This window comes from Nocardia sp. NBC_01503 (assembly GCF_036327755.1).
In the GTDB taxonomy this organism is placed as follows: domain Bacteria; phylum Actinomycetota; class Actinomycetes; order Mycobacteriales; family Mycobacteriaceae; genus Nocardia.
Window position 1 is genome coordinate 2,095,398 of the sequence record NZ_CP109596.1, and the last position, 26,215, is coordinate 2,121,612.

General features: G+C 65.2%; 31 protein-coding genes and 1 riboswitch. Of the genes, 23 read left to right on the forward strand and 8 right to left on the reverse strand.

The features are described from left to right. Positions 1 to 8: 8 nt before the first annotated feature. Positions 9 to 830, reverse strand: coding sequence for a crotonase/enoyl-CoA hydratase family protein (locus OHB26_RS09405; protein ID WP_330183811.1), 822 nt, complete (start codon positions 828 to 830; stop codon positions 9 to 11). 126 nt (positions 831 to 956) lie between these two features. Here OHB26_RS09405 and OHB26_RS09410 point away from each other — a divergent pair, with 126 nt between their 5' ends. Next, positions 957 to 1,430 (forward strand): YbaK/EbsC family protein, encoded by a 474-nt coding sequence (locus OHB26_RS09410; RefSeq protein ID WP_330183812.1) that lies wholly within the window; start codon positions 957 to 959, stop codon positions 1,428 to 1,430. 145 nt (positions 1,431 to 1,575) lie between these two features. Further along, positions 1,576 to 2,040: a flavin reductase family protein gene (locus OHB26_RS09415; RefSeq protein ID WP_442942995.1), complete on the forward strand. Its 465-nt coding sequence runs from the start codon at positions 1,576 to 1,578 to the stop codon at positions 2,038 to 2,040. A 7-nt stretch (positions 2,041 to 2,047) separates the two neighbouring features. Here the strand turns inward: OHB26_RS09415 and OHB26_RS09420 are convergent, their stop codons facing one another. After that, positions 2,048 to 2,674: a LysE family translocator gene (locus OHB26_RS09420; RefSeq protein WP_330183814.1), complete on the reverse strand. Its 627-nt coding sequence runs from the start codon at positions 2,672 to 2,674 to the stop codon at positions 2,048 to 2,050. A 105-nt stretch (positions 2,675 to 2,779) separates the two neighbouring features. Continuing rightward, a complete protein-coding gene (locus OHB26_RS09425; protein ID WP_330183815.1) occupies positions 2,780 to 3,439 on the reverse strand; it encodes a biliverdin-producing heme oxygenase in 660 nt (219 codons plus the stop codon). A 195-nt stretch (positions 3,440 to 3,634) separates the two neighbouring features. Then, positions 3,635 to 3,748, forward strand: a riboswitch (SAM riboswitch). A gap of 52 nt (positions 3,749 to 3,800) precedes the next feature. Between OHB26_RS09425 and OHB26_RS09430 the strand changes: the two genes are divergently transcribed. Continuing rightward, positions 3,801 to 5,114: an aminotransferase class V-fold PLP-dependent enzyme gene (locus OHB26_RS09430; protein ID WP_330183816.1), complete on the forward strand. Its 1,314-nt coding sequence runs from the start codon at positions 3,801 to 3,803 to the stop codon at positions 5,112 to 5,114. Between the two features lie 12 nt (positions 5,115 to 5,126). Here the strand turns inward: OHB26_RS09430 and OHB26_RS09435 are convergent, their stop codons facing one another. After that, complete coding sequence (locus OHB26_RS09435; RefSeq protein WP_330183817.1) at positions 5,127 to 5,315, reverse strand: hypothetical protein; 189 nt, start codon at positions 5,313 to 5,315, stop codon at positions 5,127 to 5,129. Between the two features lie 57 nt (positions 5,316 to 5,372). After that, on the reverse strand, positions 5,373 to 5,825 hold the full coding sequence (locus OHB26_RS09440) for a DUF2752 domain-containing protein (RefSeq protein WP_330183818.1): 453 nt from the start codon (positions 5,823 to 5,825) through the stop codon (positions 5,373 to 5,375). A gap of 135 nt (positions 5,826 to 5,960) precedes the next feature. On the opposite strand from OHB26_RS09440, the gene OHB26_RS09445 reads away from it, so the two are divergent. Continuing rightward, on the forward strand, positions 5,961 to 6,281 hold the full coding sequence (locus OHB26_RS09445) for a hypothetical protein (protein ID WP_330183819.1): 321 nt from the start codon (positions 5,961 to 5,963) through the stop codon (positions 6,279 to 6,281). Between the two features lie 3 nt (positions 6,282 to 6,284). Here OHB26_RS09445 and OHB26_RS09450 read toward each other — a convergent pair whose 3' ends face one another. Next, on the reverse strand, positions 6,285 to 6,899 hold the full coding sequence (locus OHB26_RS09450) for a TetR/AcrR family transcriptional regulator (RefSeq protein WP_330183820.1): 615 nt from the start codon (positions 6,897 to 6,899) through the stop codon (positions 6,285 to 6,287). Positions 6,900 to 7,008: 109 nt separating this feature from the next. Between OHB26_RS09450 and OHB26_RS09455 the strand changes: the two genes are divergently transcribed. The 3 genes from OHB26_RS09455 to OHB26_RS09465 all read left to right on the forward strand — a co-directional run bounded on the left by OHB26_RS09455 (position 7,009) and on the right by OHB26_RS09465 (position 11,215). Then, positions 7,009 to 7,797: an SDR family oxidoreductase gene (locus tag OHB26_RS09455; RefSeq protein WP_330185555.1), complete on the forward strand. Its 789-nt coding sequence runs from the start codon at positions 7,009 to 7,011 to the stop codon at positions 7,795 to 7,797. Between the two features lie 14 nt (positions 7,798 to 7,811). Next, positions 7,812 to 8,876, forward strand: a complete 1,065-nt coding sequence (locus OHB26_RS09460; protein ID WP_330183821.1) for an NAD(P)H-dependent amine dehydrogenase family protein — start codon at positions 7,812 to 7,814, stop codon at positions 8,874 to 8,876. A 1,142-nt stretch (positions 8,877 to 10,018) separates the two neighbouring features. After that, entirely contained in the window at positions 10,019 to 11,215 is a 1,197-nt protein-coding gene (locus OHB26_RS09465; protein WP_330183822.1) for a DNA sulfur modification protein DndB, read from the forward strand. A gap of 1,212 nt (positions 11,216 to 12,427) precedes the next feature. On the opposite strand, the gene OHB26_RS09470 is transcribed toward OHB26_RS09465, so the two are convergent. After that, positions 12,428 to 13,369, reverse strand: coding sequence for a hypothetical protein (locus tag OHB26_RS09470; RefSeq protein ID WP_330183823.1), 942 nt, complete (start codon positions 13,367 to 13,369; stop codon positions 12,428 to 12,430). Positions 13,370 to 14,002: 633 nt separating this feature from the next. Here OHB26_RS09470 and OHB26_RS09475 point away from each other — a divergent pair. Both OHB26_RS09475 and OHB26_RS09480 read left to right on the forward strand, forming a co-directional pair. Continuing rightward, positions 14,003 to 14,758, forward strand: a complete 756-nt coding sequence (locus OHB26_RS09475) for an AAA family ATPase (RefSeq protein ID WP_330183824.1) — start codon at positions 14,003 to 14,005, stop codon at positions 14,756 to 14,758. Positions 14,759 to 14,836: 78 nt separating this feature from the next. Continuing rightward, complete coding sequence (locus OHB26_RS09480; protein ID WP_330183825.1) at positions 14,837 to 15,508, forward strand: HAD family hydrolase; 672 nt, start codon at positions 14,837 to 14,839, stop codon at positions 15,506 to 15,508. Here the strand turns inward: OHB26_RS09480 and OHB26_RS09485 are convergent. After that, a complete protein-coding gene (locus OHB26_RS09485) occupies positions 15,489 to 16,760 on the reverse strand; it encodes an XRE family transcriptional regulator (protein WP_330183826.1) in 1,272 nt (423 codons plus the stop codon). The genes OHB26_RS09480 and OHB26_RS09485 overlap by 20 nt on opposite strands. Positions 16,761 to 16,939: 179 nt before the next feature. Between OHB26_RS09485 and OHB26_RS09490 the strand changes: the two genes are divergently transcribed. From OHB26_RS09490 to OHB26_RS09555, 14 genes are all read left to right on the forward strand, one after another. Further along, the gene (locus tag OHB26_RS09490; protein ID WP_330183827.1) at positions 16,940 to 17,179 is read left to right on the forward strand and encodes a helix-turn-helix domain-containing protein; all 240 of its coding nucleotides are present in this window, start codon (positions 16,940 to 16,942) and stop codon (positions 17,177 to 17,179) included. Between the two features lie 145 nt (positions 17,180 to 17,324). After that, complete coding sequence (locus tag OHB26_RS09495; RefSeq protein WP_330183828.1) at positions 17,325 to 17,618, forward strand: hypothetical protein; 294 nt, start codon at positions 17,325 to 17,327, stop codon at positions 17,616 to 17,618. Then, entirely contained in the window at positions 17,615 to 17,878 is a 264-nt protein-coding gene (locus tag OHB26_RS09500; RefSeq protein ID WP_330183829.1) for a hypothetical protein, read from the forward strand. The genes OHB26_RS09495 and OHB26_RS09500 overlap by 4 nt, the downstream gene beginning before the upstream one ends. Then, a complete protein-coding gene (locus OHB26_RS09505; RefSeq protein WP_330183830.1) occupies positions 17,875 to 18,201 on the forward strand; it encodes a hypothetical protein in 327 nt (108 codons plus the stop codon). The genes OHB26_RS09500 and OHB26_RS09505 overlap by 4 nt, the downstream gene beginning before the upstream one ends. After that, positions 18,198 to 18,662, forward strand: coding sequence for a hypothetical protein (locus OHB26_RS09510; protein ID WP_330183831.1), 465 nt, complete (start codon positions 18,198 to 18,200; stop codon positions 18,660 to 18,662). The genes OHB26_RS09505 and OHB26_RS09510 overlap by 4 nt, the downstream gene beginning before the upstream one ends. Further along, a complete protein-coding gene (locus OHB26_RS09515) occupies positions 18,659 to 19,723 on the forward strand; it encodes a hypothetical protein (protein WP_330183832.1) in 1,065 nt (354 codons plus the stop codon). The genes OHB26_RS09510 and OHB26_RS09515 overlap by 4 nt, the downstream gene beginning before the upstream one ends. Beyond that, positions 19,720 to 21,744, forward strand: coding sequence for a hypothetical protein (locus tag OHB26_RS09520; RefSeq protein ID WP_330183833.1), 2,025 nt, complete (start codon positions 19,720 to 19,722; stop codon positions 21,742 to 21,744). Before OHB26_RS09515 ends, OHB26_RS09520 begins: the two co-directional genes overlap by 4 nt. A 35-nt stretch (positions 21,745 to 21,779) precedes the next feature. Next, positions 21,780 to 22,400, forward strand: a complete 621-nt coding sequence (locus OHB26_RS09525) for a hypothetical protein (protein ID WP_330183834.1) — start codon at positions 21,780 to 21,782, stop codon at positions 22,398 to 22,400. A gap of 34 nt (positions 22,401 to 22,434) precedes the next feature. Further along, positions 22,435 to 23,052 carry a hypothetical protein gene (locus OHB26_RS09530; protein ID WP_330183835.1) on the forward strand — a complete coding sequence of 206 codons (618 nt, stop codon included), beginning with the start codon at positions 22,435 to 22,437 and terminating at the stop codon, positions 23,050 to 23,052. A 6-nt stretch (positions 23,053 to 23,058) separates the two neighbouring features. Next, positions 23,059 to 23,430: a hypothetical protein gene (locus OHB26_RS09535; protein ID WP_330183836.1), complete on the forward strand. Its 372-nt coding sequence runs from the start codon at positions 23,059 to 23,061 to the stop codon at positions 23,428 to 23,430. Between the two features lie 36 nt (positions 23,431 to 23,466). Beyond that, the gene (locus tag OHB26_RS09540; RefSeq protein WP_330183837.1) at positions 23,467 to 24,966 is read left to right on the forward strand and encodes a hypothetical protein; all 1,500 of its coding nucleotides are present in this window, start codon (positions 23,467 to 23,469) and stop codon (positions 24,964 to 24,966) included. Continuing rightward, positions 24,963 to 25,361 carry a hypothetical protein gene (locus OHB26_RS09545; protein WP_330183838.1) on the forward strand — a complete coding sequence of 133 codons (399 nt, stop codon included), beginning with the start codon at positions 24,963 to 24,965 and terminating at the stop codon, positions 25,359 to 25,361. Before OHB26_RS09540 ends, OHB26_RS09545 begins: the two co-directional genes overlap by 4 nt. 27 nt (positions 25,362 to 25,388) lie before the next feature. Further along, a complete protein-coding gene (locus OHB26_RS09550; protein WP_330183839.1) occupies positions 25,389 to 25,754 on the forward strand; it encodes a hypothetical protein in 366 nt (121 codons plus the stop codon). 26 nt (positions 25,755 to 25,780) lie between these two features. After that, on the forward strand, positions 25,781 to 26,209 hold the full coding sequence (locus OHB26_RS09555; RefSeq protein WP_330183840.1) for a hypothetical protein: 429 nt from the start codon (positions 25,781 to 25,783) through the stop codon (positions 26,207 to 26,209). Positions 26,210 to 26,215 lie beyond the last annotated feature (6 nt).

Consider the following 26,215-nt stretch of genomic DNA (forward strand, 5'->3'; position numbering starts at 1 on the left):
GAAAGTTGTTACTTACCTTCGAACTTCGGGGCGCGCTTCTCGAACACGGCCTGAATCGCCTCGGTCAGATCCTGCGAGGGCAGGAACGCCGAATTCCAGGCCGACACATAGCGCAGGCCGTCCGCGACCTTGCCCGCCTTCGGCTGATCCAGCACATCCTTGATGCCCTGCACCACCAGCGGCGGATTCTCGGCAATCTCGCGCGCCAGCGCGTACGCCGCGTCCAGCACCGCCTCCTGGTCGGCGTAGACGTCGTTGATCAGCCCGATCTTCTCCGCGCGGGCCGCGTTGATGTCCTTGCCGGTGTAGGCGAGTTCGCGCAGATGCCCCTCACCGATGATCCCCGGAAGCCGGTGCAGCGAACCGATATCCGCGACGATGGCGACCTTCGCCTCGCGCAGACTGAATTTCGCCTCGGCACTGGCCAACCGGATATCGGCGGCCGCGATCAGATCCAGCCCGCCGCCGATGCACCAGCCGGAGATCGCCGCGACCACCGGCTTGCGGCAGTCGGCGACCGCGGTGACCGAGGCCTGCATCTCGCGCACATGGCGCAGGAAGTCGGTGCGCGGTCCGGCGAGCGCGCGATCGGCCAGCAGCGGGCCGAAGAGCGGGCTCATGGCGGGCAGGTCCAGCCCGTAGGAGAAGTGCTTACCCGAGCCGGTCAGGACGATGGCCCGCACCTGCGGATCCTCGTCCAGCTCGCGGAAGATGAGCGGCAGTTCGCGCCAGAAGTCCGGGCCCATGGCATTGCCTTTGCCGGGACCGGTCAGCGTCACCGTCGCGATGTGGTCCTTGCTTTCGACCTCGAAAGCCTTCCAATCGGTCATCGGTCCAGCGTATCGGGGGTGCGGAGGGCGCGGACGGCCGGTGTGAATCCGGTGCGCAATCCGCTGTCCCGCATCGGTTTCCGCGCTACTCCGCACATTCACCGCAATCGCTCTACTCTGGTTTGCATGCGCAGGTCCCTGCCACCGGTCGCCTCCAAAGTCTCCGACACGCTCATTGCCCGCGGCCATCACGGAGTGATCCTCACCCAGCCGCAACCCACCCACACCGCGGCCGACGCCGCCCAGGCACTCGGCGTGGATATCGGCGCGATCACCAAATCGCTGGTCTTCCTGCTCGATGACGATCCGGTACTGCTGCTGGTCTCCGGTGCGCACACGGTGCATCTGGAGCGCACCGGGGAACGTCTGGAGGGCGCGCTGACCAGGGCACCGGCCGCCATGGTGCGCCAGGTGACGGGTCAGCCGGTGGGCGGTGTGGCACCGGTCGGGCATCCGATCAATCTGCCGACCTTCATCGACAACGCGCTGGCGTCCCATACCGAGCTATGGGCGGCGGGCGGGCATCCGAATACCGTATTCCGCACCACCTTCGGTGAGCTGATTCGGATAACCGCAGGTCTGGCCATTGATGTCGATTAGGAATCGGCAGGATGGTGCCGCCGATGGAATATCCGGCGGGGATTGGACGTAGGTTCGGAACGTGACCGATTCTCCGACGCCTGGCGCCGAGCTACAGGTGCCCGACGACCTGAGCGGCATCACCGCCCAGCAGTATCGCGCCGCCATGCGGCACTATCCGGCGGGCGTCACCATTGTCACGCTGAACTCCGAAGCAGGACCGATCGGTTTCACCGCCACCTCCTTCGCCTCACTCTCCGCGCAGCCACCGCTCATCTCGTTCAATATCGCCGAGACGTCCTCGAGTATCGCCGCCCTGACACAGGCGAAATCGGTGGTCGTGCACTTCCTCGGCGAGCATCAGAAGCATCTGGCGCAGCGGTTCAGTCGCAGCGCCCAGGAGCGCTTCACCGACCGATCGCTATGGACCACCCTGGAATCCGGCGAACCCGTCCTGCACGGCACGCCGATCTGGGTGCGCGCCACCGTGCATCAACTGATTCCGATCGGCGATCACACCCTGGTGGTCGGCCTGGTCACCCGGGTGCACGACAACACCGAGGACGCGCCCGCCGTCGGCCCGCTGGTCTACTACAACGGCGTCTACCACCGCGCCGAGATCGCCGACTGAGCCCGGCTCACGCCGCCGCCGAGGCCACCGTCCCGATACCGAGGGCCGCGAGGATTCCGGCGCTCACCTGCTCCAGCCGATCGCGCACCCTCGGTTTGCGCAGCAGCGTCACCGCCCGGGCGGCCGCCACCGCCAGCAGCACCATTTCGAGTGCGGCAATGGTGGATTCGATCGCGCCCAGGGTGAGCGCGTTGACGAAATTCACGTGTGCGAGGAACTGCGGCAGCACCGCGAGGTAGAACAGGCCCACCTTCGGATTGAAAACACAGGACAGCAATCCGGCAGCGAATGCCGAGCGAACCGAGGAGACCCGGGCGCCCGGCTGCTCCAACTCCGGTTCGGCCGAACCCCTGCGATGCGCCATGAGCGCTCGAATCCCCAAGTACAGCAGGTAGATTCCACCGATCACCTTCAGGCTGCGGTACGCGGTGGCGGATTGTTCCAGCAGCGTCGCCACCCCGGCCGCGACCACCACCGCCCAGACGATGCCACCACAGGCCGATCCCGCTGCGGCGGCAATCCCCGGACGCGGCCCGGCCATCGAAAAGCGCAGTACCAGAAAGGTATCCGGGCCGGGGGTGAGCGCCAGCAGCACGCACAATCCGATGAAGCTCAGCAGCAGGGGAAGACTCACCGGTCAATCGCAGCGCACCGGCCGCTCGGACGCAAGCGGATAAACCAAAAGCCGCCGGAGCTGCTGAAATTCAACAGGTCCGACGGCTCCCCCGAGCTAGGACATTCAGTTCCGCGCGCTGAATTCCACACCCAGATCGCGGAACACATTCGTGTTCATGGTGAAGGCCAGACGGGCCTCGTCCAGCACCCGCTCCACATCCGCGCCCTCGATGGGCAGCGCGTCCAGCGCGTCGCGGTAATCGCGCTTGAACGCGGCCGGATTGGTGATCTGGTCGAAGACGTAGAACCGCACGCCGTCACCCTTCTTGGGCAGATCCCACAGCTTCTCGGCGGTACCGCGAATGACCTGGCCGCCGGAGAGATCGCCCAGGTAGCGGGTGTAGTGGTGCACCACGTATCCGGCGGGCCACTGGGTCGCGCACTCCTCGATGCGGGCGGCGTAGGCGGCCGTGGTGTTCAGCGCGGTCAGCTCATCGCGCCAGCGCGGGCCACCGAGGTAGGCGAGGTCGGCCTCGAGCGCGGCCAGGCGGTTCAGCTCGGGCTTGATGAACGGTCCCGCGACGGGATCGGAAGCCAGTGCGGCGGAATGCTTTTCGAGCGCGGAGTAGACGAACCAGAGCTGCGAGGTATAGCGGTAGAACGCCTCGACACCGAGCTGCCCGGTGAGCAGATCCTTCATGAACGTGGAATGCTCGGCCTCGGCGTGCTGCTGCTCGGTAGCGCTGCGAATGAGCGTCGAGAACGGCGTGCTGGTGTCCAACATGGTCGAGCTCCTCGGTCGGGTCGAATTACTACGGCTCCGGGGTGCCCACCTTTGGATACCCTAACTTCTTCTTCGACCATACGCTTCAGCAACGATCTCGCGATTCGACCTTTTCGGTGCTACCGATCCAACTTTCGGATGATTTTCCGGAAGGGGTTGACAAGTCCCTCGATCTTCTGCAAGCCTCTTCAACCAGGTCATGAGTACCAGCGCAAAGCCCTGGCTAGCTGGTCGGCAACCCTCCTCCGCGGTGGGGTGCTCCAGGTGACGACCGGGCCGCCGCCCGACCGGGCGCGGCAAGCGCGGACTCTCGATCACTCTTTTTCCGATCGCGTGTCCCTTGCCCGATGGGATTTTCGTGATGACCGCATTCGCCGATCAGACCTGCACCGCCCTGGCCACCGTCTCCGGTTGTGATCTCCAGGTACCCCTGGTGCAGGGTGGCACCGTCCGCTACGCCAACTTCGACTATGCCGCCAGCGCACCGGCTTTGGCACAGGTCACCGCCCGCGTGCAGGAGCTGCTGCCGTTCTACGCCAGCGTGCACCGCGGCGCGGGCTACGCCTCGCGGGTTTCCACCGACTGCTACGAATCGGCCCGCGGTTCGGTCGCCGGTTTCCTCAATGCCGCCGATGACCAGGTCGTGGTCTTCACCCGCAACACCACCGATTCGCTCAACCTGCTCGCCGCCTGCGTATCCGGCGACACCGTCGTGCTGGATGTGGAGCATCACGCCAACTTCCTGCCGTGGGCGCGCAACGGCCGCCGAGTGGTGCCGATCGCCGACACCATCGAGGAGACCATTCAGCGCGTGGTCGCCGAGCTGTGCAGCAAACCCGCTGCGCTGCTCGCCATTACGGGCGCCTCCAATGTGACCGGTGAACTGCTGCCGCTGGAGCGGCTGGCCTGGATCGCGCACCAGTGCGGCACCCGGGTGCTGGTGGACGCCGCCCAGCTGGCCCCGCACCGCCGTATCGACCTGCGCACCAGCGGCATCGACTACCTGGCCTTCTCCGGCCACAAGGCGTACGCGCCGTTCGGTGCGGGTGTACTGGTGGGCCGCCGCGACTGGCTCGATGCCGCCGAGCCGTACCTGGCCGGTGGCGGCGCGGTCCGCTCGGTGACCGCCGACAGCGTCGAGTGGGCGCCCGCCCCGCAGCGCCACGAGGCCGGTTCCCCCAATGTGCTCGGGGTCGCCGCGCTCGCGGCCGCCTGCGATGCCCTCGCCGAACTCGACGAGACCACCGTGCTCGAGCATGAGCAGTACCTGACCCACCGGCTGCGCTACGGCCTGAAAACCGTTCCGGGCGTGAACTTCCTGCGCATCTGGCGGGACAGCACCGATGCCGTCGGCATTGTCGCCTTCACCGTGGCCGGTTTCGAACCCGGTCAGGTGGCCGCCTACCTCTCGGCCGAGCACGGTATCGGCGTGCGCGACGGTCGCTTCTGCGCGCACCCGCTGCTTTCCCGCCTCGGCGTCGATGCCGCACTGCGTGCCAGTATCGGCCTCGGCACCACCGCGGCCGATGTGGACCGCCTCATCGACGCCATCTCCGCCCTGGTCGAGAACGGCCCGGCCTGGGATTATGCCAAGACCGAAGGGCATTGGAACCCCACGCCGGAGACCCGCCCTTTCGGCGGATCCGACGGGGGCGCGGCACCCTGTGGATTCTGAGCGGTCGTCAGCTCAGAACACCAGATAGCGCCGGGCGAGCTCCTCGATGAAGGGATCGTCGTCGGCGACGGCCTCGAGTATGTCGAGATCGTCCCGCACCGAAACCTGGCGCGTATCTTCCTGATCCGGATCCGGCGGCCCGTCCTCTTCGAGCTGCCTGATCAGTTTCGCGCGCACGCGTTCCTTCAACGATTCACTCATATCCCGAGCATGCCCTGATCGACGGCGGTGTACCGGCCAGGCACGCCGCCGTCCCGATCACACCGGTGCGAGCCAGGTTCCCCACGGCGTATTACGCAACACGGTATATAGGAAAAGGAATGCCACGGTCACCCACATGGCGGACTTGGGCAGCACCTGCGGTAGTCGGGGCGGCGGCGTCCTGCCCTGGAACCCCCGCACCACCCAGGTTCCCCACCACGCCAGAAAACCCAGCAACAGTGGGAACAGCAGAATATTGCTGTGGATGGCGTCGAGCACATGCCCTTCGGTGAGATTGTGCAACCCGCGCAGCCCACCGCAGCCCGGACACCACCACCCCGTCAACTCCTTGAACGGGCAGATGCCGTACGAGCCCTGCACATGCGGATCCCGAAAGTGCAGCAGTGCCAGGCCACCCGCCACCGCACCACCCGCGAGCAGCGGCAATCCAGCACTCAGCCACCTGGGGTGAGCAGCTGATTCGGCGTCGAGTGCGTGCGCGGTATCCACCAGACAACCGTAACCGCGCCCCCGCCGCCCCGCCATACCGCGCGCGACTTCGCACCCCCCGCTATCAGGATTAGCTCGGCATACTCGTGGGTATGCTTCCCCGGCAACAGTTTTCGATTCGGGGAGGTAGGTCACATGAGTAAGCGTCGCCCAGCCGACGGCGACAGGATCACCCGCGCCGCGGCATACGCGGGTCTCCTCGCGGTCATCATCATCGCCAAGGCGGGCAGCCGAATTCTGGGCTACTCCTTCGGCTGGTCGCTGATCGTCCTGGCCGTGCTGGCACTGATCGGCGCGGGCGTCCACTTCCTGCCGAACCAGCGGAAACGGCCGGCGGCGGCACAGGCCGACGATTTGACCGTCCCCGCCCCGGTGATCCACGTGAACCCCCAGGAGCCGCCCACCCAGCCGGTGCACTATGTGACGCCAGCTCCCCCGACCGCCTACTCGCAGTAGCCCTCAGCGAATCGGCGCCCGTGCGCTCACCGGTGCGGTGAGCGCGCCCGCGAGCATATCGATGACCTCCGCCCAGGCGCCGATCTCACCCGCGGCCACCCGGCCCGATTCCACCGCCCGCTCATGGTCGGCGAGCAGCGCGAACAGCATGGTGGGCAGCGCGCGCAGCCGATGCACCCGCAATCGCGGTGGGAGAGCGGTCATCTCGTCATCGAGGCGCTGCATGATCACGCGCACCGAAGTACGCCGATCGCTGTCCAGATTCGACGCGTCGGTAATCGCGGGATGGGTGTGGATCTGCTCGAAGAAGCGCGCGTAGTGACTGATCCCGTGCTCACCGAGTTCGAACATCGGCACCACCAGCGCCTCCAGCAGTCCGTGCACTCCGGCATTCGCACCCACTTGTTCGGCGAGCAGTTCCAGTCGGCGCACCTCGAGCGTGGCCAGCCGCAGCTCCACCACGGCTTCGATGAGCCCGTCCCGGGAGCCGAAGTGGTACTGGATCGCCGAATTATTGCGCTGTCCGGCGGCGGCGGCGATATCGCGCAGCGGCACCGCCTGCCCGCGCTCGGCAATGAGCCGCTCGGCGGCGAGGATGATCCGTTCCCTGCTGGTCACAGTGAGCAGAGTAGCCGCCCACCAGCCGGTAAAGAACTAGTCCTTGACACTTAAGCACAATTTCTTAAAGCTCTGAGTGACTGTCATCACTTCGATAGGACTGCACTCGATGATCCTGGACACCTTCCGACTGGACGGCCGCGTCGCCGTCGTCACCGGCGCGGGCCGCGGAATCGGCGCGGCCACCGCCCTGGCGCTGGCCGAGGCCGGCGCCGACGTCGCCCTCGCCGCCCGCACCCCCGAACAACTCGCGGAGGTCGCGGGCAAGATCCGCGCGCTGGGCCGGCGCGCCGTCATCGTCCCCTGTGATCTGAACGATCTGGCCACCGTCACCGCGTTCGCCGATACCGCCGCCGCCGAACTCGGCCGCCTGGACATCGTGGTCAACAATGTCGGTGGCACCATGCCGAACACCTTCACCACCACCTCCCCCGAATTCCTCGAGGACGCCTTCCACTTCAATGTGTCCACCGCGCACGCGCTAACCCAGGCCGCACTCCCGTACATGCTGAAGAACGACGGCGGCTCGGTGGTCAGCATCTCCTCCATGATGGGCCGCGCGCCCGGCCGCGGCTTCCTCGCCTACGGCACCGCCAAGGCCGCCCTCGCGCACTGGACCCGCATGGCCGCCAGCGACCTGTCCCCACGCGTGCGCGTGAACGCCATCGCCGTCGGCTCGGTGCTCACCTCCGCGCTGGAAGTCGTTGCCCAGCAACCGGAAATCAAGGCCAAGATGGAGGGCGCGACCCCGCTGCGGCGTCTCGGCGAACCGTGGGAGATCGCCGCCGCCATCGTCTTCCTCAGCTCGCGGGCGGGCGGTTACATCACCGGCAAGATCCTCGAGGTCGACGGCGGCATCGAGGCGCCCAACCTCGAACTCGGCCTGCCCGATCTGTGAAACCGGAGCCAGCAATGAAATACAGTGTCGTGCAATGGAGTACCGGCAATGTCGGTCGCCGCACCCTCCGCTCCATCATCGCCCGCCCCGAACTCGAACTGGTCGGCGTCTGGGTCTCCAGTGACGCCAAGGCCGGTAAGGACGCGGGCGAGCTCGCGGGCCTGGACCACGAAATCGGCGTCACCGCGACCACGGACGCCCAGGCCCTGATCGCCCTGAAACCGGACTGCATCGTCCACACCGCCATGGCCGACGACCGCCTCATGGAGGCCGTCGAAGACCTGAAGATGTTCCTGCGCGCGGGTATCAACGTGGTCTCCAGCAGCCCCGTCTTCCTGCAGTTCCCCTACGGCACCCTGCCCGACGAGGCCATCGACCCGATCATCGAGGCTGCCAACGAGGGCGGCGCCTCGCTCTGGGTGAACGGTATCGATCCGGGCTGGGCCAACGACTGGCTCCCGCTGCTGCTCTCCAGCGGCTCCGAGCGCATCGACGCCGTCATCTGCTCGGAGATCATGGACTACTCCACCTACGACAACCCCAAGGTCCTGTTCGACATCATGGGCTTCGGCAGCGCCGTCGACGACCTGCCCATGCTGCTGCAACCCGGCATCCTCACCCTCGCCTGGGGCAGCGTGATCCGCCAGCTCGCCTCCGCCCTGGATATCGAATTGGATTCGGTCACACAGCATTTCGAACGCCTCCCCGCCCCCGAAGAGCTCACCGTCGGCAAGCGCACCATCGCGCCCGGCACCGCCGCCGCCCTGCGCTTCCAAGTCCACGGCGTCCGCGCCGGCCGAGAGATCCTCACCCTCGAACACGTCACCCGCCTACACCCCGACCTCGCCCCCGACTGGCCCCAACCAGCCGGAAAGGGTTGCTACCGAGTGGAGATCAAGGGCGAACCCGACTACCTCCTGGACCTACAGCTCTACAGCAACGGCGACCACGCCGAAGCCGGAGTGGTAGGCACCGCCGCCCGCCTGGTCAGCGCCATCCCCGCGGTGGTCCAAGCCCGCCCGGGCCTGCTGACCGCCGTGGACCTACCCCTGACCACAGGCCGCGGCCTGGTCTCCTGATTCCGCCCGGACATGAATCCGTGACGTCTCCGAGATGAACGAACGGCGGCCGGAAATCGTTTCAACAGTACGGGTTTGACGATTTCCGGCACCGCCCACCGACGCCTCACCTGACGCGCTCAGCGCACGGGCTCCACGCCGCGCACCCCACGCGGCGATCCACAACAGATCCCGGTCGCCCCGGTCCTCCGGAGGCGAGACACAGGAGACCACTCATGTCCAACCATCTGCCGATCAACGCTGCCCGCACCATGCTGGCAGGCTTCGCCCTCACCGGCGTCCTCACCATCGCCCCCTGACGATCGCCGCCCCCGCCCAGGCCACCCCCGCCACATCCAGCGGCTACACCGGGTCTGGCGGCTACACCGGGCGCACCTCCACCGGGGACAACCGGCGCGTCGAAGACCGCAACGCCCCCGCGCCCGCACCCAATCGAAACCCCAACTACGACAGCCGCTGCCAGGACCAACCCGCCCCGCAACGGATCTGCCCACTCCCCTGACCGCACCTCACGGTCACCGGACAGTTCATCGAGAGTTCGACGCCCTGTCCGACCTGACCTGGCCCGTACAACGAAAAATGCCCCCGACGCGTACGCGCCGGGGGCATTTACTGGAGCCGCCTGGGGGAATCGAACCCCCGACCTTTTCATTACGGCTGACTGTGGCTACTTCAGACGACTAGTTCTGTCAGCAACATCCGAATTCTTCTGCGTACCTTGCGCAATCGGCGATTCCTCGACAACTCGGCGCACTCGAACGCGAGTCGATACAACCGGACGACCAGCGAAATAGTTGGGACTTACGTGGACCCCAGGGGCGGGACCGTAGTCGCCAACACGCTTGAATCTCTGCGCATTCCAAGACGGTACCCGCGCCTCCGCCACACACCCCTACCAGGCAATCCGCGTTGAGGGCCACAACTGCCGCGGTCGGCGGAATCGACGGATCGAGCACATGAGACCAGTTGGTACGCATTCGAATCGCTCCGCAGTTCCCTAGGATCGCAACTGCGGCATGGATCTTTGGAAAAAAAGCTAACCGCGGTTGCGTGGAGCCTGCTACTCTCTTGAGGCGGCGCGCAATCCAGCGCCGGCAACCAAGCCCGGAAGGCTGCACGTGTCCCACGAAAACCTCAAGCCTGTGTCGACCGGATTGCCGATCAAGCTCATGCCCGTCCGCGAAAACGTCGCGATCGGCGTGGTGGACATTGAGAATCTGCTGTACATGGTCAACGACCCGGTGACAGTCGAACAGGAAGCCGCACGCGATGCGAAGGCCGGCCACGAGCAGCCCGGTTACGCCCGGATGCGCGCTGAAGTCCAGCGTGTGATCGGCACTACTGCCAGCTCAAAGTCCAAGAACATTGGCAGCTACGCCGACTACATCCGGGATGGGCTGACTGGCGAGTTCGGCGACGCATGGTCAGTCCCGCCCGTCACACTCTGGTGCCCGCGGCCCCTGGTTATCGAACCTGACGGCTCGGCGTATCTACCGATCCGGGATGGCTTGATCGCGATTGACGGAGAGACACAGATTACGGCGATGCACCGGATTAAGAAGAGCCCCTCGGCATTCGACATGAAGGAGTTCAACTTCGCCGAGGTGACGGTTGCCTTCGAGGTCTACCACGGAATCTCCACGCTATCTGCGAGACAGATCTTCCACGACCGCAACCTGAAGGGCGTTCCGGTCGACAAATCACTTGCCTTGTCGATGGATATGCGCGACTTTGCAACCAACGTGACGCAGGCGCTCGTTGACGGAACCACTGTGACAGTGGACGAGGAGGAAACTCCTCTGGCCAACTTCATCCTGACAGGCAAGCGTCAGGTGAGCGCGAAATCCACCGAATGGATGACCCTGTCCGGCCTGCGGACGCTGGTCGTGACGACGATCCTCGGAAAAGCCGGAATCCACGCAGCCTCAGGCGATGTCGAGATCGACGACCTTCCCGAGGGCACTGACATGAAGGTAGTGAAGCGCGAGACCGTCGAAAAACTGAGCGCAATCTTCCAGGAGTACGCAGGGGAGTTTCAGGCCAAGTCGGCGATCACTTCACCGGCCGTCCTCGCCGGGCTGGGTGCAACGATCCATCGGTCCACGTCATGGTGCGCAAGCGAGCGGTTGCCAGAGGGCGAGAGCCTGGACTCAGTGTTGTCCTACATCCGCTGGGAGCGCGATCTGGCGTTCTGGGGAGGAATCGCCGCTAAGGAGACTGCCAAGGGGGTGAGCTGGGCCGGTGGCGCCCGCGACTCCGGCCACAAGGTCTACGAAGCTATCAATAACCGAGACTCCGAGGTTGGCCTAAAGATTCGAGGACTCGTCAGGCAGCCCTGACCGTTCCAAGTAGATCCACCCCACCACGGACCGGGCGAGCGTGGACTCGTACACGTCTGGCTTGTGAAGTTCTGAACTTACCTAGTTCGCATCATGATGCGAACTAGGTTCACTGCCAGGTCGTTTCGCAGAGCGCGGAGATCTGGCGGCCACTAGAAAGATGCGGCGACACGATTTGTCGTGAAGTCGTGTCGATTGACTTCCAAGATGTCCTAGACAAGACTGGCCACTGCCAATGAGCGAAAAGGGCTGAGTCGAGCGTCGCAACTCGTTCTCACCCAGAGGCCGGCCACGTCGAGTGGTCGGCCTTTTTCTATGCCGACACACCTTCAGTTAAGTGATGTGCATCACATTTAACTCTGGATACGGCACAGCTCACCTGTGGCTACAGCGGGTCGAATTTCCCCACGACACGACACAAGATGTTGTGCTTCACAGTTCTGGCGGTCGCCGGGTGTAGTGTTTCTGACGCGACGCTCGAACATATGACCGGCCCTTTTCGAAAGGAGAACCACTCATTCCGCGCATTCCGACATCGTCGGTAGCGCGCGCCCTCCGCCTAGACGCTGGCGGACCTTCCGCACTCCATGCACTGCGGTACTCCGCTGTACGCCTTGACGGTTCCGTCTCGACGCAAGGCGACGACACCAGCGTCTCGACCCAGGCCCGCGGCCCTCCCATCGAGGGTAAACCACTCGCTGCCACATGCAGCACAACGCAGCGCGTCGTCAACATCATCGCGCTGAGCAGCCTCTTGTCGACGGCTGTCCAAATCTATCAAGGAGTAATTACCCATGCGTAAGAAACACTACCCCCTCGGTCCCGGCCGTTCGTGGAAGACCGGCCAACGGGTCCCGACCACCGGTACTTATGTCGACCAGCACGGCGTCCCGTCTCACCACGACGAGCATGACACTTTCCCGCCCTGCGTTGGGCGGAAAGGCGAAGTTGCCTACCGCTGGCTCGTCAAGGCAGCGGGACGGGTCGCCTCGTAACTGATCGCTGACGTACCCCTGGAAGGTCTGACGTCCAAATCTGCCCTCCAGGGGCACCATCTTGCCATCCGAAATACAGAAACACAGAATTCCGGACCGAATCGTTACCTTCGGTACGCTTTCGAGCACCCCTGTTCACCCCTGTGACCAGTGGAAACTACGAGATGTTCAGAACTTCGTCCCCGACACACCGGACACCGCTGTTGACTACAGTCCCTCACTGCTCAGATCCGATGCGCCGCCAGAACGTGCAGCAATAACCAGTCGGAGCGGTAACCATGACCGCAACGGCCTTCCGGAGATTTTCTGGGCGTGCCCGTACACCGCCGACTAGCCCAAGCTGGACATCGGCGATGACGATTCCATCGCAGACGGCCTCCGCAGCCTTCAGCGCCTCCAGATCTACCTGAGTGGGTTCGTTATTGGGGACAAAATGCATCGCCCTGTTCAGCGCTTCATATCCGGCGGGTGCGTGAGCCTCGATCCAGAGATCCTCAAGTTTCCGAACCCACTTGCCGGCTCGGTTTTCCACGATTGCGCGCGCATCCTCGCGCGTTAGCGCCCAGGCACACAGGATCTTGGTCCCTGCTTCCAACTGCGCCTTCTCCTGAGCAATTTGGCGATCGTAGTTAACCCGAGTAGCGAGCCGACGCTCCTCATTGAGGGCGGCGAGCTCGGCAACCCATGCAGCAGCGCCGATTTTATGAACGACGTCGGCAATCGAGAGGTTGGGGCCATGACCGAGGACAATTCCGCGTCCGCGAGATTCGTCGTCGATGTCCTCAGGCCAGTCCGGGACGACGACCTCGTAAGAGAAGCCCGCGGCGGCTTTCCCATCGAGATGGAGCCATTTTTTCTCCGTGCGAGTGCTCCGCTTGTCGAACACATCCCGTGCCTGCGTGATCAGCTCAGCACGTTGCCGATCGATCTCACGCTGTCGTGCTTCCAACTCCCGGCGCCTATCCCGAAGCGAAGTCAGCAGCGCTTCCACTGTTCCCGCAGCGACAGGTACTCGAAATCCCACAGATCTGATGGCCGGCTCGTAGTAGTCGGCTACGAGATCACGGTCCTCTGCTGCCAGGAGTCGCAGGTCTACCGGAACCGTGTCAACTGCTGGGTTGTAACCGTTGCGGATGTACGCATGAGGATCGGGCTTCACAGGGATGAGCACCGTGTATGCAGCCGCATCTGATGCGGCTTCCGGTCTCGTTCGAGCTTGTACAGATGCAACGAACCGATTGAACCGCGCACTCCAGCCCGGCATCGCATGACCTCCTAGACCAAATCTGTTATCCGACAACCCTGTTCGCGGACCAGCTGGCACGAATCAATTGTGCTTTAACGGAGACCGCATCGGCGGCGAAACATGCCACCATCGAAACGGCAACCTCTGCCCAGGAAAACCACCGGTCTCGTCGCGGACCTGTTGCGATCGTGTCGCGGTCCTGATGCGATTCGTAATCGCATCAGAATCGCATCAGGCAATGCCCTGACCTGCGCCTTCGGCGCAGGGCTCTCGTCTGCTCGTCCCCAACTCTGTCCCGCTTCGCTGAACAGAGTTGGGGACGAGCAGACGAGAGCCAAAAGACAAGGGTGGGGAGGTAAAAGTAACTAGAAGGTTGGGAAGAGTTGGGAGAGAAGAGAAGACCACAAAAGGAGGACCACAAAGAGGGGGGTTCCAGCGAAACTTGCGTCGAGAGCGTGGTTGCGTGGGGTGTGCGCCGACTCCGGCGGCGTGTTCGCGCACCAGGGCGCGCTCCGTGCGATGGCGTAGCTAAGGATCAACCGACGAATGTTGGATCTGACCACAAACGTGGGGTATATCCGGCAAATTCCGCTCAATTCCCTTGCCAAACAGCGTATTTCGATAGCATTGACCGCCATCGCATGCTCTCTGGCGCCCCGCAGGAACCACGATCAATCCGACTGTCGAAAGGTACGTGGCGACATGACCGACGACCCGTGCATTCTGTCGATCCGTACCCGCGAGGAACTCCGCCACGCCGTTGAGGACCTCACCACCGGCGTCATCGTCGTATGCGGATTCCCTGCAGTTGGGAAGTCCAGTGGAGTGCGCATGCTTGCCGCCGATCGCGATGCGCTTGTCCTGGACAAGGATTCGTTCGCACCGGCGCTCGAAGAAGCGGTGATGACTGAGTTGACAGGAAACCCATTCGACCGCGACAGCGCCATCTATCGGCGGGTCGTCGGTCCGCATATCTACGACGCGCTCGTGCGGAATGCATTGGCGATCGGCCGGCACCAGATCGTGGTCGTCGATGCGCCGTTCATCGAATACGTGATGAGGGCTCGCAGCGAGAGCTGCTCCCTTGCTGGATATCTTTGTGCAAAGGTCGACCACCCGGTGAGCGTCCGGACGGTGTGGATGTCCGCCTCCCCGGAAGTGATTCATACACGGATAGTGCGCCGCGGCGCCGAACGAGACAGGCCCAAACTCGCCGACTGGGCCGTGTACCGCAGTGCCGTTCTGGACTCTGGCGTTGACCTCGCCGCGCAGGAGGTCGTAGACGCCGTTGTCGTCAACTAGCGAGAGAACGACGCGGCCGGAGGCTTCTACGCGTACGCGGCGCAGCGAGTGAAATTTTCGCTCGGTACGGTTGGGCACATGATTTCCGCTGTCGTATTCGATGTTGGTGAGACGCTTGTCGACGAGACACGCGAGTACGGGACCTGGGCGGATTGGCTCGGAGTGCCGCGACACACCTTCACAGCGATGTTCGGTGCGGTGATCGCGAACGGGCAGGACTATCGCGAGACCTTCCAGGCATTCCGCCCCGGATTCGACCTTGCCAAGGAGCGGCAGGCCCGTGCCGACGCCGGCCAGCCTGAGACCTATGGCGAGGACGATCTCTACCCGGATGTCCGTCCGGCGCTGTCACAGCTGCGGGAAATGGGAGTCTGGGTCGGCATCGTCGGTAACCAGACGGTTCGATCGGGCAAGATCCTCCGCAGCCTGGATCTGCCGACCGATTTCATCGCCACGTCCGACGATTGGGGTGTGGAGAAGCCCTCAGCGGAGTTCTTCGCGAAAATCGTTGAGGTAGCGCCAGGTTCGGCCGATCAGATCATCTATGTGGGCGACCGGATCGATAACGACGTCGCGCCGGCGAAGAAGGCCGGCATGCGGACGGCATACATCCAGCGCGGCCCGTGGGGCTGGATTCTCCGTGACACGCAGGAGGTCGCGGACCTATCCGATTGGAAGATCCGCGACCTCACTGAGTTGCCGGAAATTGTTGCGGCAGAGAATAACCCAGTTAGCCAACCAGCGAATTGACGGTGGTGTGCCAGTCGTAGAGACGGTCGTCTAGGCTCCGGACGGCTGGTAGTGAATCCCACTTCCGCAAGGTTTGACGAACCGCCTTGATCCGGTCCATCGCGGTGGCGTACCACGTGCGGCCGAGGTGGTCGAGGGCATCCTCCAGGTTCGCGCACGCTCGTTCGGGGTCCTGTTCCAGCACTGCGGCCGCAGCGAGATCCGCGAGGTAGACAGCACGCTGTTTGACCGCATCCTCGGGCAAGTCGACCAGCACCTGTTCGAGGGTTTCGCGTGCCTCGCGACCGCGGCCGGCGACGATCAGGGTGTTGCCCTTGAATCCCGCCAAGCGGGTCGGTGAGAACCAATCCAGCCATGCCGGGGAAGGATTGGCCTCGCTGTCGTAGTCGCGGTAGGTCTCCTCAGCGTGCTGGATAAGGCTCAGGGCGCGCCGGGTGTCGCCAAAGCGTGTTTCGACCTCAGCCTCTACCGCGTCGAGCCATGCCACCATTTCCGCACTGGCCTCGCCTCTACGCGCGAATGCCCGCGCGGCACGCATGTGATCCCGCGCTTCCTCCGCCCGCGAGACATCGCCCGAGAAGGCCGGTGCGAATGCCATATGCGCAAGGGTCGCAGCGCCAAGCAGAGGATCGTCAGCTTCGTGTGCTGCCTGCAGCGCGACGATCATGCTCGGCTGAGATAGCTCAGGCTGCTGCAAGTCGAAGAATTCCAAGCGGCCGGCGAGCAAGCTCGACTCCGCGACGGCCCGTGCCAGTATCGGCTTGGCGGGCTCCGGGACCTGCGCAAGCAACTCGATCCCAAGCTGCGCATGATCGGCTACGGAACGATGTAGACGGGTGGCCGGAATCAGCCAGTACAGGTGGCGGTACGACACCGTGATTGTCATGAAATCCGTTGCTACCGAGGCGGGTAGAGGCGCGGTCACTGCTCCCACGAGGCGCTGACCGAGCCGCTTCTCCGTCGCGAAGTGGCCGGTCGATCGCGTCGGCGCGCTACTGGTCTCCTCCCACGGCGGAGTGAATCCGAGCTCGGTCACGGGCTGTTTGAACAGCGCTTCAAGCGCGGTCGCATGCTCCGGGTGCGGCCATGGCGGATCAGCGGATTCCCAGCGGCGCACGGTTCGCGCGTTCACGGACACGCGCAGCCCAATCTCGCGGCCCGCATTGTTAACTGCCTCGGCCAGCGCGGCCTGGGATCGGTATCCGAGTGCCTGCCGTGCCGCCCGCAGGGCGGCGTTTCCTGGCGTAGTCATATGCGAAGTCTAGGCCCGCAGTAGGTCACGGTCCACCCGAATGGGCCATTCGATGGCCTATCCATGTCCTCTTTCTGGGCCTCGAAGCGGACATTCAGTGGTCGGAACATGTGATCAGGCGCTTATGACGCCCATCACACGGAAATGGCAGACATTTCCATTCCCTTCCACCTCAAGGAGTGAGCCCGTTGGAAACCTCAGACCGATCCGCGCCTGACCCACGTAGGGCGCGAAATCTAATCAGCCTCAAGACCGCGGCCGCGCTGGTCGAGGTGGATGCGAAGACGATCAAGAACTGGATCAAAGCCGGTGACCTGCAAGGATTTCGGATCAACGGCCGCATGTGGCGCGTGAACCGTGACGAACTGCTCGCGCTCGCCCGGCCGATCTTGGCTGACCACTCGGGTGGTGCGGCATGAGAACCCGCTCCGCACTCTTCACATTCATCGCCTTGTCGATGGCTTGTGCACTGTTCACGCATCCCGAGGTTGTGCTGGTCCCAGCGTTCCTGGTCGGCGTTTACCTGCTGGCCCGCCCGCGCCGCGGCTGGTTGGGAGGTCGGCGATGAGCGGGTACTCGCACCATCACGTCGGTGCCCTGAACACGTACAACCGGCCCGAGTACGACGCAAACGGGTTGTTGCAGAACGGTTTTCAGGTAGCTCCGCAGCGTTGGCGATTCTTCCTCTTCGGAGGCCTGGTGCTGTTCGCCGGCGGGATCGTGATTGGCATCCAGTTGGAGCAGCAGACCCCCACGATGGCGCCGTCGGTGAACGTCTGCCGCGCCGACGAGGTGACCCGTATCGACTGCGTGCATGTCGACCGCCAGGCCCCGGCCGCGCCGGAGGTGGCCCGATGACGCGGAACCAGCAGATCCTCCGGATCGGGCAGCTGTACCGGGACGCGATGCCGGGACGTAGCGACCTTCGGACCTTGCGGGTCGATGAGATCCGCACGCCGACAGTCGATTACAAGGGCCGGACGCTGCGCGCGGTGACGTGCACGGTCATCCGGAAGGTCTCCGACGATGGCGCGGTAACTACGCCGATGCGGGTTCTGGGGATCGATGCGGTGCGTCTGACCTCTGACTTTTTCGAGCTGGTCGAGGAGCAGCGATGAATGCCTCCGACCGGCCAGCAGTTGAACTTGCCCGCCTCAAGGCAGAGATGCAGCGCACGGAAGTGGTCGCGGACGTCCTGTCGGACGTGCTTGACGCGGCATTGGATGTGAAGGCGCGCAAGCGCTACAAGGACTGCGACGCGGAGGACCAGAGGATCGAGCACTGGCAGGCAGTGCACGACTCGGCATGGACGGACCGTGATGCTGCACTCGATGCATTCTGCGCGGTCGAATATGGCCCTGAGTTCGTCAAAGGGCTTCGGGCGATGCGCGAACCGAAACCTTCGGCACCGCAGCGCAGCCAGATCGAGCGGTCGCGATGAAGCGCGAAAACGTCCCCGGCACGGTCTATCTGCTGCATTTCGATCAGCCGTACCGCCATGCCCGGCACTACACGGGCTGGACCTCGGATCTGGAGTCGCGGCTCGCTGATCATCGCGATGGGCGCGGGGCGCGGTTGATGTCCGTCATTCGTGAGGCCGGTATCGGTTTCTCCCTGGCTCGCACCTGGGATGGCACCCGCGGTCGTGAGCGCCAGCTCAAACGAGAGGGAGGCGCCTCCCGGCGCTGCCCGATGTGCGGGGTCACTCCGCGACCGGACCAGGACATGGGCGAGGTGATCGTGCAGGCCCGCCGCGATATCGCCGCCCGACGCGAGGCGCCCAACAGGCCGGCCCGCCCGGAGCGGTGGGTCGGTCCGATGCCCGCTCAGGAATTGGACGCGCTGTTGGACGGCATCGCCGCCCGGCAAGCCGCAGTAGCCCGGAGGGAGCGCACACGATGATCACCGACCACAACAAGCGGAATCTCTATGCCACACAGGAATTGCGGTACCGGACCGGGATCGCGGGTGGACTGCGCGATGCCGGCCTGACCTACGCGGAGATCGCTCGCACGCTGGAAATCCCGTTGAGCAAGGTCGAGCGGTGCCTGGGCGAGGCCGAAGCGCTGCGCGCGGAGGGTCTGACCAAGACCGAAATCGCCGCGGCGATCGGCATCCCCTACGGATCGATGGGACGGCTACTGCCCACCAAGAGCAGTGGTGCGATCACCGAACGACAGAACCAGGTCTTGGCCGTGACCGCCGAAATGCGCGGTATGCAGGTCGATCTGGTCGCGGAATTCCTCGGTGTCGGAATCAGCACCGCCTACGACATCATCCGGCCGTTGATCCGCGACGGCTACCTGTATCCGCTCACCCGGGTAGGGCAGGGCAAGGCGTGGGCTGTGGCGAAAAAGGAACCCGCGCAACGGCATCTGGGGTGGCGGCCCAAGGACTGGACGCCGTCGATGATGTACGCCAACCACGACCGCGCGGTCGCCCAAGCCCGCATCATGCTGGTCGGTTCCGACCCGCACCGGTGGGTGTCCGAACGCCAGCTCCGGCACCGGGCCGAGGAGATCGCCACCGCCACCCGGGCCCCGGCGCAGTTCAGCTCCGGACGCGAACCCCGCCAAGGCAAACCACACGTGCACGACGGGTGGGTACTACGCCGCGTCAATGGCGAATTGCGTTGGTGGGCAGTGGAAGTCGAACTCACCCGCAAGAACGCCGACGACATGGACATCGCCTTGCGCGGTGCCATGCGCGCCGCGCGCACCATGCCGCCGTTTCAGCAGGTCTCCGAGCTGGTGGGGCTGCTGTATCTGTGCCGCACCGCGAGCGTGGCCGACGGCGTGTACGCCGCGGTCGATCGCCTGCCCGCCGAGATCGCGGCCATGGACATCGATTTCGAGGCCCGCGATCTCGACGACGACTGGAGCCGGTACCTGGCCAAACGCACCGAACAGCGGGCCGCGCAGGCCGCGCGTAGGCGCTTGCACATCACTAAGGAAGCCTCATGAGCAACGACTGTGTCCCGCTGATCACCCCACAGGACTGCGACCACGCGCAACCGCCGCCGGTCTTCAACCCCTTCCCCTCCACAACGTTCCCGACCACCACCCCCGCGCCGACCGGTACCGGATTCGACCAGCTCGGTCCGCAGGCCCCGCCCGGTGCTCCGCAGGTGCAGCTGACCAGCTGGCACGCCCCGGATCTGTCGCACGCCACACATATCGCGGCGACGTCGTTGGTCGCCGGGATGGTCCTGGTCGCGATGCTCATCATGATCGTGGCCCTGGCCTACGGGTGGCCGCTGGAACCGCATCGGCTGCGGAACTTCGCGATCGCCGCGCTGCTGCTGCCGATCACCTCGGCGCTGGCCGGGGGATCGCTCTCGACCCCGCTCACCCTGTTCTGGACCGGCGCCGAACAGGTCACGAGCGGGGACTTGTCCGGGCTGCGGATGATGCTCGCACTCGGAGCACCGATCGCGGCGCTGACCGCGACCTACTGCTGGGCATCGTTTGTGCTCAAGACCAACACGGTCGGACTCAAGAACCTGGGCCGCACCGAACGGGTGCAGGAAGCGTTGTCCGCGCGGCGATTTCGTGCCGCTGCCCGCGCCGCCAAGCTCGGTGCACCTTACAGCGCGGGCCGCACCATCGTGCTGGGCACGCTGGCCGATCGCAACAGCGCACGCCCGTTGGGTCTGGCACGTGCCTTGACCGCTCGGCATCAGCATTGGATGACGGTTCCGCACGCGGAAGTCAAACGGCACCAAGGGATTATCGCGACCACCGGCAGCGGTAAGACCGAGCTGATCAAAACCCACGCGATCGCGGTGTTCGTCTACGAGTGGCTTGCCTGGCAGCGCTGGAAAGACGTACCCGGCATGAGCGCCCGCCATCCCAAACCGCAGCTGGCGATCATCACCTGCAAGGGCGGGGAGGACGACAGGAACTTCGGTCTGGAAATCCTGTCCATCGCACTGGCTCTGGGCATTCCGCGCGAGGAGATCGGGCTGGTGATCCCGGGCGGGGATCGTCTGGATTTCTGGCGCAACATGCCCGCCCGCGACCAGCGCGCCATCATCGGCGATCTCCTGTCCGCCGGCGAAGCCTCCACCAGCGAAGGCCAGCATTTCGACGAGATGCGCCGCCGCATCGTCTCGTTGGTGATCGACCCCCCGATCGGCCCGCCCGACAGCAGCACCGAGTTTCGCCGCCGTCTGGACCCTGAGGTGCTCAAGGCGATCTGGAACGACGCCCCCGACGTGGTGCGTCAGGTCGAGGCATTGCAGGCGGAGAAGGTTCCGCAGATCGACGACGCGCTGATCAAGTGCACCAACCTGTTCGAGCAGCTCACCGACCACGACGGGCGCGTGGTGTTCGACGCCGGTAAGGACATCACCGAGTTGACGGTGCTGTTCATGACCGTGCCCGGCATGGACAAGGACGCCGCCCGCGCCCAAGTCTCCGCCACCTTGCGGCTGGTGATGCAGCGCGCGGGACGGACGGTCAAACACCTGCGCCGTTCGGTGACGATCTATCTGGACGAGGCCAGCGCCCTGACCACTTCCCGCGGATCGATCGGTTTGGAAGAGATCGCCGAACGTGGTCGCTCCCAAGGGGTTGCGCTGGTCTTCGCCAGCCAATCTCCCGAAGGGCTCGCCGGGGACAAATGGAGCTTGGACCGGCTGCTCAAGGCATGCGCGGGCGGGTTGTTGATCGGCTACTGCGAGAACGTCGGCGAGCTGTGCAAGCACTTCGGTTCGGTGCGCACCATGCTGCCCTCGCGGCACCTGATCAAGGGCCAGCGCCACGGCGACGAGGGCCAGGTCTCGGTCGGTGAGCGCTGGCTGGTCGACCCGGATCGGGTGCGCCGCTTCGACACCGGCGAATTCGTCTACGCCAAGGCCGGCCGCGCCAGCTTCGGCCACATCGTCCCCATCAACCCCGCTGATCTGTCCCCACTTCCCGGCACCGCCGCCGCCCAGGCACGCCCCGCCACCGGCGGAGCTCCCACGATCGCCGCCGCATAACCCACGTCACCGAAATCGATTGGAGAACAACCGAAATGCGCATCATCCGAGGCAACGACGACCACAACGAGGACGACCACGAGCACCGGCGCGGCCGCAAACCCCGCGATCGGGGCGAGCTCAGCGAGATTCTGGCCGGGATTCCCGAGGGCCGAGTCGGCGACATCCTCAGCGACGAGGCCAGCGACTTCCTCGCCGCGGCCGTGGCCGCCGCCGATCGCCGCCGCAATGCCCCCGAACCGGAGGCTCCCATTACGCCGGGATCCCCGAAACCCGCTCTGCGGCTGGTGAAGACCGGCGACCACGAGGTGCCCGAGCATATCGACGCCCCGACGGTCCGGGCGGGTTCGCGGCCGCGGTTGCTGCGCGCCGGATTCGGTGGGCTGCTGCTGGTCGCGGCTGCCCTGGCGCTCACCGCGTGGGGTCAGCCGGACGTGGTCGCGGTCCCGCTCATCGTCTATGGGTTGGGCTGGATTGCCTACCTGTGCTGGAACACCGCACTGCGCCCGCCCATCCCGCAGGTCCTGGCCGCAGTGGCCACCGCATTCGGCCGCACCGTCGCCGCGCTGATCGGCGGACTCGCCCACGCCATGCGCACCGGGGTGTCCCGCGTCGATCTGGCCCGCACCCGGCACGAAAACACGCGCACCGCATAGCCCAGCCGAACACCCAGGAAGGACAGCACACCCCATGAACCCCAACCACATTCGCACCGCAGTCATCGGACTCACCGCAGGAGTGACCGCCGGAGCCGTCACCGTCGCCACGATAATCGCGATCGACAACTACGACCCCCTCGGCAAACTCACCCACGCCGTCGCCTACCGCCGACTCTCCCCCGCCGACCGCACCGAACTGGACCGGCGCCGCGCTGACCGCGCCGCTGCCGAGACCGACCGCCTCCACACCCGCGACACGGTGGCCGCGGCCACCCGCGCAGGATTCCAGCCGCCGCTGCTGTTGATCCGCAACCGTTGCCAGGACCTGACTGAATTGACCGTGCCCGCGCTGATCGAGGAGATCGAACGCGCCGTCACGATGGGCCGGGACTCCGAGGCCGGCGCCATCTGGACCACCCACCTGAACGCACTGGTGAACGAATTCGGCCGCCGACGCGGATGGAACGTGCGCAGCGGTCTGTCCGAGCTCGACCAGCTGCGACTGGAAGCCGCCGAAAAACTGGTGAGCACAGCGCAATTCGTGCGGATCCCGCAGGCCGCCATCTGGCAGCCGTCTTCTGCCGACGGTGCCCTCTATCCGGACTTCTCCGGACCATACGCCACCGAAACCACCACAAACGAGGAGTGAAACCCCATGCCCGACAACAGCAATGAGCCGCTCCTTCCGATCCCGTCCGACCTGTACAGCGATATCGCCGACGCCGTCGACAAGGTCCAGGACCTGCGCCGCACGCTCAAGGATCTGCGGGACAGCTACGAGGTACTCGACCGCTCCCCCGAGGCTCTGCGCGTGGACAACCTGGGCGACCCGATCGAGCAGCTCGAACTCACCAACCGAGTACTCGGCGCTCTACACACCGCCGACGCGCGTCTGTCTCTCACCGACGAAGCGCTGAACCGCGCTCACCGCGCCGCGAGCCGGTTGAGCCTGACCGACGCCGCGGCGGACCACCGCGAAAACCAGCTCACCGAACAGCAACAGCGGCGTCCGCGCCGCACCCGATAGCCCAATCCCCTTATCACCGAAAGGAATACATCACTCATGTCCGAGATGGATGACATCACCAAAGACACAGGCCGCAGCCTTCGCCGGATTGTCGACGCCGCGCACTCCTGGTTCCGCAACCATCGGTCCCCGCAGGCCAAGGCGGTGCGGCTGAGCCGCTCCGAACGCAAGGAGCTGGCCCAGTACGTCGAGGCCCAGGTCGGTGCCCAGCGCATCAACGAAGCCTGGTTCACCAAACGCGTGATGGACTACAGCCGCGAACACGCGGCCATGTCCGACCTGCTGGATCTGGCCGGCCCGAACGAACCCACCGCAACCAGGGACGCCTACCAGCGGTTGGCGGCGATGCGGAACTCGATCGAGTCCACCGTCCACGACACCCCACTGCCGCTCGACCGCCGCGGACAGGTGGTGCAGGCACTCAACGATATCGAGAACAACCAGTACCCCCGGGCAGGAAGGGTGTTCTACAAGCTCAACCCGCGCACCAGCCTGGAGGTGCAGGGCATCGGGCTGCGTTCGCAGCAGCGTGTCACCGCCGACCGTGACGCCACAGCCCGGGCAGCGGTGCTGCGGCGTGCCCAGAACGCACACCGCACCGACCCGCAGCAACTCGCCGCCGAGAACGATGTGCTGCGACGCCGGATCGCTGCCCTCGAATCCGGAAACCCCTCGCCCGCAGTGGGTTCGGGTGATCCGACACCGTTCGTGGCCAGTGTGGGCCCGTCTTCGTTGATCGGGCGCGAACACGAGCCCGGGTACGCCTCGGTCCCGCATCAGGACCGCCCCCGCCGGGGCGTGTTCGCCAGCGAAGCGCAGGCCATCGCGTGGACGCGGCGGCAGTTGGAGTCCTACCGCCAGCACAGCGGCCGCCGCGGTGAGGAATTCGCGGTCACGGTATGGGACAACCGCAATCCCGTCGAGAGTGCCCGCGCTGCGGTCGGCCCGGTGGGAATGGCGGCTGATGAGGTCAGAGGCTGGGATCCGGAACAGTCCCGCGCACACACGCAGGACCATGCGCCCGAACCCGAGCATGTGCCGCCCGAACCTCCGGCCCAGCAGCAGCATTCGGCGCAGCCGTCGCAGGCCGACCGGCTCACGCAGGTAGAGCAGCAGATCAAAGCGCTTGCCGAGGAACGCGATCGACTCGCGTTCCGGGTGGACGTGCTGCACGGCGGCATGGACGCGGTGACTGCCGACCGTGACGAGCATAAGCGGCAGCTCGCCGCGACCACCGGCGAGGTCACGACGTTGAAGAACACCAACACCCGACTCGCGGCCGAGATCAAGGACCTGCGCAACAAGGTGATCACCACCGGAGTCGAACGCGACAAGTACCGCTCCGAACGCGACGAGGCGGTGCAGCAGCTCGCCCGGAACACCCCCGCGCACAAGCGATACGGCAGCCGCGAACGTGTTGCGGCCGAACAGGAATCGGGCACGGGCACCACTCAGCCGATGGAGCCGCCCGACCGCGCCCCGCGCAGCAACGGCACTCCGCAGACCCCTCGCCCGCCGATCGAGCGGAGCCGGTGAGCGCCATGTACCGCGAACACGAAGAGATGATGCGCCGCGAGTTCTTCGAACAGACCCGGCTGTCCCGCAACGCATTCCGCAGCGACATCACCGAAGCCGAGCTGAACCGGATCTACACCCGGCAGGCCGACTACGACCAGCGCTGGTACGCCGGACCGCACGTCGACGAGTGGGCGTTCCTGCAATCGGCCTACGACGACTGGCAGCAGCGCCCCAAGCAGATGGCGCGGTTCGTCTCCGACGTCGAACACAACCACCAGCTCTACCGCGACTTCGGGCTCACCGACGTACAACGCCGCAGCCTGTTCCAGGCCCGCGACCTCGCGCGCCTGGACCACACCCGCGCCCCTAACGAACACCCCGAACCCCAGCACGAGATCGAGAGAGGCCGATAACCCATGGAGCACGAACACGAAGAGATCATGCGCACCGAATTCCAGGACCGCGCCGCCCTGGGCTGGCAGGGATGGAAGCCCGACGTCACCGAGACCGAACTCGACCAGATCCACACCAAAACCGAGGAATACGACCGCCGCTGGCTGGCCGGACCGCACGCCGAGCACTGGCAGTACCTGTCCGACGCCTACCAGGATTGCCGCGAGCGGCCCGACACCATGCGCCGGTTCCTGGAGAACATCGAGCACAACCGCCGCGTCCACGGCTACGACCTGGGCGTGACCGAAGTGCAGCGGCAGAGCTTGATCCAGGCCCAGAACCTGGCGAACGAGGAACGCTCCGCCGTGCGCCAGATGAACCCGCCCAAGCACGGAATCGAGCGGGGGCGGTAACCGTGCACCACGAGCACGAGGAAGCCATGCGTTCGGACTTCGCCGAACACGTACGGCTCACTGACGAATTGGCGCACGCCATGAACCAGCGTGCCACCCAGCCAGAGATAGACGACATCAGCCGCCGCCGCACCCAGATCGATACGGGCTGGTACACCGGACCGCACGCCACAGACTGGCGCCACCTGAACCTGGCTTTCGAGACCTGGCAGTTCGCCCCGGAGCAGGCTCGCCGACACCTGTCCTGGGCGCAGTACTACCGCGACGAAGTCGGCCAAGACCAACTCACCCCGGTGCAGTGGCGAAACATCGAGCAGGCACAAGAGCTGTCCAGCAACACCTTCGAGGTCGACTACGAACGCAACGCCCCCGACGCCTACCGATGGTCGCCCGACACCCCAACCCCCACCTTCGGCACCGATCGCCCACACAGATCGATCCAGCGGGAGCGGTGAGACCTC